Origin of the sequence: Streptomyces sp. NPDC086835 (assembly GCF_044745705.1) — a bacterium.
In the GTDB taxonomy this organism is placed as follows: Bacteria; Actinomycetota; Actinomycetes; order Streptomycetales; family Streptomycetaceae; genus Streptomyces.
This window is the reverse complement of record NZ_JBIVAU010000019.1, coordinates 41,352-52,228: the sequence shown is the minus strand read 5'-3', so window position 1 is coordinate 52,228 and position 10,877 is coordinate 41,352. Positions and strand designations below refer to the sequence as shown.

At 70.5% G+C, this 10,877-nt stretch carries 9 protein-coding genes; 8 read left to right on the top strand and 1 reads right to left on the bottom strand.

The window, feature by feature from the left end:
- The first annotated feature begins 191 nt into the window (after positions 1 to 191).
- From ruvC to ACIPJI_RS35235, 8 genes are all read left to right on the top strand, one after another.
- Positions 192 to 734, top strand: a complete 543-nt coding sequence (ruvC, locus tag ACIPJI_RS35270) for a crossover junction endodeoxyribonuclease RuvC (protein WP_159693799.1) — start codon at positions 192 to 194, stop codon at positions 732 to 734.
- Positions 731 to 1,339: a Holliday junction branch migration protein RuvA gene (ruvA, locus tag ACIPJI_RS35265; protein WP_307705415.1), complete on the top strand. Its 609-nt coding sequence runs from the start codon at positions 731 to 733 to the stop codon at positions 1,337 to 1,339. Before ruvC ends, ruvA begins: the two co-directional genes overlap by 4 nt.
- A 61-nt stretch (positions 1,340 to 1,400) precedes the next feature.
- A complete protein-coding gene (ruvB, locus tag ACIPJI_RS35260; RefSeq protein WP_402251012.1) occupies positions 1,401 to 2,471 on the top strand; it encodes a Holliday junction branch migration DNA helicase RuvB in 1,071 nt (356 codons plus the stop codon).
- A 162-nt stretch (positions 2,472 to 2,633) separates the two neighbouring features.
- Entirely contained in the window at positions 2,634 to 3,113 is a 480-nt protein-coding gene (yajC, locus tag ACIPJI_RS35255; RefSeq protein ID WP_402251010.1) for a preprotein translocase subunit YajC, read from the top strand.
- Between the two features lie 152 nt (positions 3,114 to 3,265).
- Complete coding sequence (gene secD, locus ACIPJI_RS35250) at positions 3,266 to 5,047, top strand: protein translocase subunit SecD (RefSeq protein WP_402251007.1); 1,782 nt, start codon at positions 3,266 to 3,268, stop codon at positions 5,045 to 5,047.
- A 1-nt stretch (position 5,048) separates the two neighbouring features.
- Entirely contained in the window at positions 5,049 to 6,149 is a 1,101-nt protein-coding gene (secF, locus tag ACIPJI_RS35245; RefSeq protein ID WP_307705411.1) for a protein translocase subunit SecF, read from the top strand.
- Positions 6,149 to 6,691: an adenine phosphoribosyltransferase gene (locus ACIPJI_RS35240; protein ID WP_307705410.1), complete on the top strand. Its 543-nt coding sequence runs from the start codon at positions 6,149 to 6,151 to the stop codon at positions 6,689 to 6,691. The genes secF and ACIPJI_RS35240 overlap by 1 nt, the downstream gene beginning before the upstream one ends.
- Positions 6,692 to 7,005: 314 nt before the next feature.
- On the top strand, positions 7,006 to 9,366 hold the full coding sequence (locus ACIPJI_RS35235; RefSeq protein ID WP_307710291.1) for a bifunctional (p)ppGpp synthetase/guanosine-3',5'-bis(diphosphate) 3'-pyrophosphohydrolase: 2,361 nt from the start codon (positions 7,006 to 7,008) through the stop codon (positions 9,364 to 9,366).
- Positions 9,367 to 9,479: 113 nt separating this feature from the next.
- On the opposite strand, the gene ACIPJI_RS35230 is transcribed toward ACIPJI_RS35235, so the two are convergent.
- Positions 9,480 to 10,709 carry a DUF349 domain-containing protein gene (locus tag ACIPJI_RS35230; RefSeq protein WP_307705409.1) on the bottom strand — a complete coding sequence of 410 codons (1,230 nt, stop codon included), beginning with the start codon at positions 10,707 to 10,709 and terminating at the stop codon, positions 9,480 to 9,482.
- Positions 10,710 to 10,877: the final 168 nt, after the last annotated feature.

The window sequence follows — 10,877 nt, the reverse complement described above, 5'->3', positions numbered from 1 at the left end:
CCAGCCACCCCGGGCAGACCGCCTCCCCACACACCCACCGCCCCCACGCGGCCATGTCGATGGCCCACGCCGCACCCCAGTAAAACGGGTCCATCCGGCGGGGCCGCCGGCCCCCGCCCCCGCCGCCCCGTCCGTGCTCTGTCGGTGGCAGCCGATAGCCTGCACAAACAGATGAACGATGGGAGGGGCGCGTGCGCGTACTGGGCGTGGACCCGGGGCTGACCCGGTGCGGCGTGGGCGTGGTGGAAGGCGTCGCGGGCCGTCCGCTGACGATGCGCGGAGTCGGAGTCGTACGGACCCCGCCGGACGCCGAGCTCGGCGCCCGGCTCGTCGCCATCGAGCAGGGCATCGAGCAGTGGCTCGACGAGCACCGGCCCGAATTCGTGGCCGTGGAGCGGGTGTTCAGCCAGCACAATGTGCGCACGGTGATGGGCACCGCCCAGGCCAGCGCCGTCGCCATGCTGTGCGCGTCACGGCGCGGCATCCCCGTGGCCCTGCACACCCCCAGCGAGGTCAAGGCCGCCGTCACCGGCAGCGGCCGGGCCGACAAGGCACAGGTCGGCGCGATGGTGACCCGGCTGCTGCGGCTCGACGCCCCGCCGAAGCCGGCCGACGCGGCGGACGCCCTCGCCCTCGCCATCTGCCACATCTGGCGCGCCCCCGCGCAGAACCGCCTCCAGCAAGCCGTCGCCGCGCACCGCACGACGTACGCATCGAAAGGACGTACCGCATGATCGCCTTCGTGAGCGGCCCCGTCGCCGCGCTCGCACCGACCACCGCGGTGATCGAGGTCGGCGGCATCGGCATGGCCGTCCAGTGCACCCCGAACACCCTCTCCGAGCTGCGGATCGGCCAGGAGACGAAGCTCGCCACCTCGCTCGTCGTCCGTGAGGACTCGCTCACGCTCTACGGCTTCGCCGACGACGACGAGCGTCAGGTGTTCGAGCTGCTGCAGACCGCGAGCGGCGTCGGTCCGAGGCTGGCGCAGGCCATGCTCGCCGTGCACAGCCCCGACGCGCTGCGGATCGCCGTCGCCACCGGCGACGAGAAGGCGCTCACCGCGGTGCCCGGCATCGGCAAGAAGGGCGCACAGAAGCTGCTGCTGGAGCTGAAGGACCGGCTGGGCGAGCCGCTCGGCTCCGGCCCCGCCGTCGGCGCCCCGGTCAGCCAGTCGTGGCGCGACCAGCTGCACGCCGCGCTGATCGGCCTCGGCTATGCCACCAGGGAGGCGGACGAGGCGGTCGCCGCGGTGGCGCCGCAGGCGGAGGCCATGGGGGCGGCCCCGGAGGTGGGCCCGCTGCTGCGGGCGGCGCTCCAGTCGCTGAGCCGGGCGCGGTGACCTGTCCGAGAGGGGCCTGTTCCCCTGCCCGTCCCACCCACCACCGAGAAGGCAGACACACGTGAACTGGGAAGACGAGACCACCACCGCCGCGGACGCCCGGCTGGTCACGCCCTCCGCCGACACCGAGGACAGTGCCGTCGAGGCGGCCCTTCGGCCGAGGACGCTCGACGAGTTCGTCGGCCAGGAACGGGTCCGCCAGCAGCTGGACCTCGTCCTGCGGGCCGCCCGGCAGCGCGGCGCCACCGCGGACCATGTCCTTCTCTCCGGGGCGCCGGGCCTCGGCAAGACCACCTTGTCCATGATCATCGCGTCCGAGATGAACGCGCCGATCCGTATCACCTCCGGCCCCGCCATCCAGCACGCGGGCGACCTCGCGGCCATCCTCTCCTCCCTCCAGGAAGGTGAAGTCCTCTTCCTCGACGAGATCCACCGGATGTCCCGCCCCGCCGAGGAGATGCTCTACATGGCGATGGAGGACTTCCGGGTCGACGTCATCGTCGGCAAGGGTCCCGGCGCCACCGCCATCCCGCTGGAGCTGCCGCCGTTCACGCTGGTCGGGGCCACCACCAGGGCCGGTCTGCTGCCGCCGCCGCTCCGGGACAGGTTCGGCTTCACCGGACACATGGAGTTCTACGAGCCGGTCGAGCTCGAGCGCGTCATCCACCGCTCCGCGCAGCTCCTCGACGTGGAGATCGACCCCGACGGCGCCGCCGAGATCGCCGGCCGTTCCCGCGGCACACCCCGTATCGCCAACCGTCTGCTGCGCCGGGTGCGCGACTACGCGCAGGTGGAGGCCGACGGCCGGGTCGACCGCGAGGTGGCCGCCGCGGCACTGCAGGTGTACGAGGTCGACCCCCGCGGTCTGGACCGCCTCGACCGGGCCGTGCTCCAGGCTCTGCTCAAGCTGTTCGGCGGCGGTCCCGTCGGCCTGTCGACGCTGGCGGTGGCCGTGGGGGAGGAGCGGGAGACCGTCGAGGAGGTCGCCGAGCCGTTCCTCGTGAGGGAGGGGCTACTGGCCCGTACTCCCCGTGGCCGGGTGGCCACGCCCGCGGCGTGGACACACCTCGGGCTGACCCCGCCCCAGCAGGCGCAGGGCGCAAGCGGACAACAGGGTCTGTTCGGGACGTGACGGCGAGGAGACTCGCGCGCCCAGGAACCACGGTGGGATGCTGGGCGTTGTTCCATCGATGCGGACTCGCTTAGACTCCGCCGATGCCGCCCGTACAGGTCGGCGTGCCCACCCCCGTAGATCGGCCGCTCACTCAGCGCGGTCATGCGAAGGAATTCCCCCGTGGATATCTTGACCCTCCTCCCTTTCATCGTGCTCATCGGGGCCATGTTCCTGATGACCCGCTCCGCCAAGAAGAAGCAGCAGGCGGCCGCCAACATGCGCGACCAGATGCAGCCCGGAACCGGCGTGCGGACCATCGGTGGCCTCTACGCCACCGTCAAGGAGGTCAATGACGACACGGTCCTCCTCGAGGCCGCTCCCGGCGTCCACCTGGTGTTCGCGAAGAACGCGATCGGTGCCGTGCTCTCCGACGAGGAGTACAACCGCATCGTCCACGGCGACGACCCTTCGGCCGACACCGAGGTCGTTCCCGACGACGCCTCCTCGCTGACCGCCGCCGACGACGCGGACCAGCCCGCGGACGACGCCAAGCTCGACCTCGGCAAGAAGACCGAGAAGACCGAGAGCGGCGCCGAGGCCGAGAAGGACGGCGTCGAGCCGAAGGACGGCAAGGCCGACGGCGAGGCCGACGCGAAGTAGCCACGATTCGGGGACCGCGTCGACGCCGGCAGGCGTCCGTGCGGTCCCCCGGGCGTGCCGACTGATCGCGGGGGCAGGCCCCCACAACACTTCGTGGCCGCCCCGGGCGCACACCCTGCGCCGTGGGCGGTTGGACAGGGAGAAACGAGAAGGTGGCAGCACCGAACAGGGGCCGAAGGCCCGCGGGGGCTCAGGGCAAGCCGGGGCGCGCCCTGGCTCTGATCCTGATCGCCATGGTCGCGCTCACGGGCGGGATGTTCTGGGCCGGTCAGCTCACGCCGCGTCTGGGCATCGATCTGGCGGGCGGTACGACCATCACGCTCGAGGCCAAGAACCAGCCTGGCCAGGAGAACGCGGTCAACGAGACCAACATGAACACCGCGGTCGGCATCATCGAGCGCCGTGTCAACGGTCTCGGCGTCTCCGAGGCCGAGGTTCAGACCCAGGGCAACAGTCACATCATTGTGAACATCCCCAAGGGCACGAACTCCGAGCAGGCCCGTGAGCAGGTCGGTACCACCGCCCAGCTGTTCTTCCGGCCCGTTCTGACGGTCGCCGCCGGCGGTCCGGCCGCCCCGGAGCCCTCCCCGAGCGCCTCGACCAGCGGTGCGCCCAAGGACGACAAGGACAAGGAGACGGCCACCCCGCCGTCCGGTTCCCCGTCCGGCACACCGTCGGCCAGTGCCACCACACAGGGCCGCGCGGTCACCGAGGGCCTCAAGGCCCCGGCCGCGAGCCCCAGCCCGTCCGCGTCCGGATCGCCCAAGGCGTCCGAGAGCCCCAAGCCCGGTGAGAGCCCCGTGCCGACGCCGTCGGCCGACCCGGCCACCGCGGCGCTGGAGAAGCAGTTCACCACGTTGGACTGCACCGACGACAAGGCCCGCGGCACGCTCGGCGACAACGTCAAGCCGACCGAGCCGACCGTCGCCTGCGGCAAGAACAGCGCCGGTCAGTGGGAGAAGTACATCCTCGGTCCCGCCGAGGTGAACGGCAAGGACGTCGACGACGCCAAGGGTCAGCTCGACCAGCAGCGCGGCATGTGGATCGTCACGATGGACTTCACCGAGGCCGGTGCCAAGAAGTTCCAGAAGATCACCAGCCGGCTGTCGCAGCAGCAGCCCCCGATGAACCAGTTCGCCATCGTCCTCGACGGTGAAGTGGTCTCGGCCCCGCAGGTCAACCAGACCCTGAGCGCCAGTGCCGAGATCACCGGCAACTTCGACCAGGACTCCGCCCAGAACCTGGGCAACATCCTGTCCTACGGCGCGCTGCCGCTGTCCTTCGAAGAGGACAGCGTCACCACCGTCACCGCCGCCCTCGGCGGCGAGCAGCTCAAGGCCGGTCTGATCGCCGGTGCGATCGGTCTCGCCCTGGTCGTCATCTACCTGGTCGTCTACTACCGCGGGCTGTCGCTGATCGCTCTGCTGAGCCTCGGCGTCTCCGCGATCCTCACGTACACGATCATGACGCTGCTCGGCCCGGCCATCGGCTTCGCGCTGAACCTGCCGGCGGTCTGCGGCGCCATCGTCGCCATCGGTATCACCGCCGACTCGTTCATCGTCTACTTCGAACGCATCCGTGACGAGATCAGGGAAGGACGCACCCTGCGTCCCGCCGTCGAGCGCGCCTGGCCGCGCGCCCGTCGCACCGTCCTGGTCTCCGACTTCGTGTCGTTCCTCGCCGCCGCGGTGCTGTTCGTCGTCACCGTCGGAAAGGTCCAGGGCTTCGCGTTCACGCTGGGTCTGACCACCCTGCTCGACGTGGTCGTGGTCTTCTTCTTCACCAAGCCGGTGATGACGCTCATGGCCCGCCGGAAGTTCTTCGCCAGCGGCCACCCGTGGTCCGGACTCGACCCGAAGCGGCTCGGCGCCAAGCCGCCGCTGCGCCGTTCGCGCCGCACCACCGCCCCGACGACCGAACCGAAGGAGGCGTGAGATGTCGCGACTCGGCAATCTCGGCGCCAGGCTCTACCAGGGCGAGGTCGGTTACGACTTCGTCGGCAAGCGCAAGGTCTGGTACGGCGTCTCCATCCTGATCACGATCACCGCGATCGTCGCCCTCGCCGTCCAGGGCCTCAACATGGGCATCGAGTTCAAGGGCGGAGCCGTCTTCACGACCCCGAAGGCGGACGTGAGCGTCACCCAGGCCACGGAGGTGGCCGAGGAGATCTCCGACCACATCCCGATCGTCCAGGAGCTGGGCACCGGCGGTCTGCGGATCCAGATCAGCGGCGTGGACACGGCCGAGGCCGACCGCGTCCAGGCGGAGCTCGCCAAGGCCCTGAACATCGAGGCCGACAAGATCAACGCCGACCTCGTGGGCCCCAGCTGGGGTGAGCAGATCGCCAACAAGGCCTGGACCGGCCTCGGCGTCTTCATGCTCCTGGTCGTGATCTACCTGGCCATCGCCTTCGAGTGGCGGATGGCCGTGGCGGCCCTGGTCGCGCTGATCCACGACATCACCATCACGGTCGGCATCTACTCGCTCGTCGGGTTCGAGGTCACCGTCGGTACGGTCATCGGTCTGCTGACCATCCTCGGTTACTCGCTGTACGACACGGTGGTCGTCTTCGACAGCCTCAAGGAAGGCCAGAAGGACATCACCAAGCAGACCCGCTTCACCTACAGCGAGATCGCCAACCGCAGCATCAACAGCACGCTGGTGCGTTCCATCAACACCACGGTCGTCGCGCTGCTGCCGGTCGCCGGCCTGCTGTTCATCGGCGGCGGCTTCCTCGGCGCCGGCATGCTCAACGACATCTCGCTGTCGCTGTTCGTCGGCCTCGCGGCCGGTGCCTACTCCTCGATCTTCATCGCCACCCCGCTCGTCGCCGACCTCAAGGAACGCGACCCGCAGATGAAGGCCCTGAAGAAGCGGGTGCTCGCCAAGCGCGCGGCCGCCGGGGCCCGGGGCGAAGCAGGCGAGGACCAGCAGGGCGAGGCGCCGGACGACGCGGTGCCCGACGGCGCCGCGCCCGCCGGTGCGGTCGTCGGACCCCGCGGCCGTGGCCGTGGCCGCCCCTCGGGCAGGCGTTGATGGCGCTCAGCACCCAGGAGCTGCTGCTCAGCCGTATCCGTGACGTCGCCGACTACCCGAAGCCGGGGGTGATGTTCAAGGACATCACGCCCCTGCTCGCGGACCCGGTCGCCTTCACAGCGCTGACCGAGGCGTTCACCGAGTTCTGCGTCCGGCACGGCGCGACGAAGATCGTGGGCCTGGAGGCCCGCGGCTTCATCCTGGCCGCGCCGGTCGCCGTCCGCGCCGGCATGGGCTTCATCCCGGTCCGCAAGGCGGGCAAGCTCCCCGGGGCGACGCTCTCCCAGGCGTACGAGCTGGAGTACGGCACCGCCGAGATCGAGGTGCACGCCGAGGACCTCAGCGCGGGTGACCGCGTCATGGTCATCGACGACGTCCTCGCCACCGGCGGCACCGCGGAGGCGTCCCTCGAGCTGATCCGCCGGGCCGGAGCCGAGGTCGCAGGCGTCGCGGTCCTGATGGAGCTGGGATTCCTCGGCGGCCGGGCCCGGCTCGAGCCGGCGCTCGCCGGGGCCCCGCTGGAGGCCCTGATCACCATCTGACGCGCCCCTGAGCTGCGGATTCACCGACAGCTCGGGCCGCTCACCCGTAAAGACGGGCACCCGGGAACAACCGGGTGCCCGTCTCGCGTTGTGAGCACCCTCCCCTCCCCGCGCGATCGGGGCGGCGGAGGTCGATACCATGGGCTTTCCGGGCCTGACCCGGGGGACCCGGACCCGCACGAGGAGCGCTCTTGCCAGACGAGGCCCAGCCCGCCGCCGCGCAGCCCGACGAGAAGGCCGAGAAGGCCGCGGCATCCCCTGTCACGCCCGAGCCGAAGCGGGCGGAGAGGCCGGGGCCGGCCGCGCCCGAGCGAGTGAGCCAGGTCCCCGTCTCGGCGCCCAAGCCGTTGCCACCGAGCACGGCGCGCACCGGCGGCTCCTCGAACCGGGTACGCGCCCGTCTCGCGCGCCTGGGCGTGCAGCGCTCGTCCCCGTACAACCCGGTGCTCGAGCCGCTGCTGCGGATCGTGCGCAGCAACGACCCCAAGATCGAGACGTCGACGCTCCGCCAGATCGAGCGCGCCTACCAGGTCGCCGAGCGCTGGCACCGCGGGCAGAAGCGCAAGAGCGGCGACCCGTACATCACGCATCCGCTGGCCGTCACCACCATCCTCGCCGAGCTGGGCATGGACCCGGCGACGCTGATGGCCGGGCTTCTGCACGACACGGTCGAGGACACCGAGTACGGCCTCGACCAACTCCGCCGGGACTTCGGTGACTCGGTCGCCCTGCTCGTCGACGGCGTCACCAAGCTCGACAAGGTCAAGTTCGGTGAGGCCGCCCAGGCCGAGACAGTGCGCAAGATGGTCGTCGCCATGGCCAAGGACCCGCGCGTCCTGGTCATCAAGCTCGCCGACCGGCTGCACAACATGCGCACCATGCGCTACCTCAAGCGGGAGAAGCAGGAGAAGAAGGCCCGCGAGACGCTCGAGATCTACGCGCCCCTGGCCCACCGCCTGGGCATGAACACCATCAAGTGGGAGCTCGAGGACCTCGCCTTCGCGATCCTCTACCCCAAGATGTACGACGAGATCGTCCGTCTCGTCGCCGAGCGGGCGCCCAAGCGCGACGAGTACCTCGCCATAGTGACCGACGAGGTCCAGTCCGATCTGCGCGCCGCCCGTATCAAGGCCACCGTCACCGGCAGGCCCAAGCACTACTACAGCGTCTACCAGAAGATGATCGTCCGCGGCCGGGACTTCGCGGAGATCTACGACCTCGTGGGCATCCGCGTCCTCGTCGACACGGTCCGCGACTGCTACGCGGCACTGGGCACCGTCCACGCCCGCTGGAACCCGGTTCCGGGGCGGTTCAAGGACTACATCGCGATGCCCAAGTTCAACATGTACCAGTCGCTGCACACGACGGTCATCGGACCGAACGGCAAGCCCGTCGAGCTGCAGATCCGCACCTTCGACATGCACCGCCGCGCCGAGTACGGCATCGCCGCGCACTGGAAGTACAAGCAGGAGACCGTCGCCGGCGCCTCCAAGATCCGCACCGACGTCCCCAAGGCCGGCAAGGGCACGGCCGGCCAGGACACCGTCAACGACATGGCGTGGCTGCGGCAGTTGCTGGACTGGCAGAAGGAGACGGAGGACCCGGGCGAGTTCCTGGAGTCGCTGCGCTTCGACCTCTCCCGCAACGAGGTCTTCGTCTTCACGCCCAAGGGCGACGTCATAGCGCTGCCCGCGGGCGCCACCCCGGTCGACTTCGCCTACGCGGTGCACACCGAGGTCGGTCACCGCACCATAGGGGCGCGGGTCAACGGGCGTCTCGTGCCGCTCGAGTCGACCCTCGACAACGGCGACCTGGTGGAGGTCTTCACCTCCAAGGCCGAGGGCGCGGGCCCGTCACGTGACTGGCTGGGCTTCGTCAAGTCGCCGAGGGCGCGCAACAAGATCCGCGCCTGGTTCTCCAAGGAGCGCCGCGACGAGGCCATCGAGCAGGGCAAGGACGCCATCGCGCGCGCCATGCGCAAGCAGAACCTGCCGATCCAGCGGATCCTCACCGGCGACTCCCTGGTCACCCTCGCCCACGAGATGCGCTACCCCGACATCTCGTCGCTGTATGCGGCGATCGGTGAAGGCCATGTGGCCGCGCAGGGCGTCGTGCAGAAGCTGGTGCAGGCCCTCGGCGGCGAGGAGGCCGCCAGCGAGGACCTCGCCGAGTCCACCCCGCCGTCCCACGGCCGCAGCAAGCGCCGCAAGAGCGCCGACCCGGGTGTCGTGGTCAAGGGCGTCGAGGACGTGTGGGTGAAACTGGCCCGCTGCTGCACACCGGTGCCGGGCGACCCGATCATCGGGTTCGTCACCCGCGGCAGCGGCGTGTCCGTGCACCGCGCGGACTGCGTCAACGTGGACTCGCTCTCGCAGCAGCCCGAACGGATCCTCGACGTCGAATGGGCCCCCACCCAGTCGTCGGTGTTCCTCGTCGCCATCCAGGTCGAGGCCCTCGACCGGTCCCGGCTGCTGTCCGACGTGACACGGGTCCTCTCCGACCAGCACGTCAACATCCTCTCCGCGGCCGTGCAGACCTCACGCGACCGGGTGGCCACCTCGCGCTTCACCTTCGAGATGGGCGACCCCAAGCACCTGGGCCATGTCCTGAAGGCCGTTCGCGGCGTGGAGGGCGTCTACGACGTCTACCGTGTGACCTCGGCACGCAGGCCGTAGACCGCGCGGACACGGGGGCGGCAGGAGCTCCCGACGGCGCCCGCTGGGACGCTGAACGGCCGGAGCCCGGCGACGGTACGTCGCCGGGCTCCGGACCACCGGGGCAGAGTGCCTCAGCCGCCGAACTCGTGCAGGCCCTTCAGCGCCTGGTCCAGCAGCGCCTGACGGCCCTCGAGCTCCTTGGCGAGCTTGTCGGCCCGTGCGTTGTTGCCCGAAGCGCGGGCCGCGTCGATCTGGCCGCGCAGCTTGTCGACGGCCGCCTGGAGCTGGCCGGTCAGACCCTCGGCACGCGCACGCGCCTCCGGGTTCGTCCGGCGCCACTCGTTCTCCTCGGACTCCTGCAGGGCCCTCTCCACCGCCTGCATCCGGCCCTCGACCTTGGGACGGGCGTCCCGCGGCACATGGCCGATGGCCTCCCAGCGCTCGTTGATCGAACGGAAAGCGGCACGGGCGGCCTTCAGGTCGGTCACCGGCACCAGCTTCTCCGCCTCGGCCGCGAGTTCCTCCTTGAGCTTGAGGTTCTCCGCCTGCTCGGCGTCACGCTCGGCGAAGACGCCGCTGCGGGCGGCGAAGAACACGTCCTGGGCGCCGCGGAAGCGGTTCCACAGGTCGTCCTCTGCCTCCCGCTGGGCACGGCCGGCGGCCTTCCACTGCGTCATCAGGTCCCGGTAGCGGGCCGCGGTGACACCCCAGTCCGTGGAACCGGAGAGCGCCTCGGCCTCCGCGACCAGCTTCTCCTTCGTCCTGCGGGCCTCCTCGCGCTGCGCGTCCAGCGACGCGAAGTGCGCCTTGCGGCGCTTGGAGAAAGCGGAGCGCGCGTGCGAGAACCGGTGCCACAGTTCGTCGTCGGACTTCCGGTCGAGCCGGGGCAGGCCCTTCCAGGTGTCCACCAGCGCACGCAGCCGCTCGCCCGCCGACCGCCACTGCTCGCTCTGGGCCAGCTCCTCCGCCTCGGCGACCAGGGCCTCCTTGGCCTTGCGCGCCTCGTCGGTCTGCTTCGCCCGCTGTGCCTTTCGCTCCTCACGGCGCTTCTCGACCGTTGCCACGAGTGCGTCGAGCCGCACCCGGAGCGCCTGGAGGTCGCCCACCGCGTGGTGCTCGTCCACCTGCTGACGCAGATGGTCGATGGCGGCCTGGGCGTCCTTGGCCGACAGGTCGGTGGTCTTCACCCGCCGCTCGAGGAGGCCGATCTCGACCACCAGGCCCTCGTACTTGCGCTCGAAGTAGGCAAGAGCCTCCTCTGGAGTCCCGGCCTGCCACGATCCGACGACCTGCTCGCCCTCGGCAGTACGCACGTACACGGTGCCCGTCTCGTCGACGCGGCCCCACGGGTCGCTGCTCACAGCGCCTCCTCAACCTGATGCCGACGAGGGGTTCGTCCCCCGGGCATCGTCCACAGTTTCCTGGACGGGCCTCGCCCGCCCTCCACGGCGCGCGTCCAGCACGCGCCGTACAACGCCCAATCTAGGCGACCGGCCACCCGGCTGTCCGCACTCAGCGCGGCCGAAATT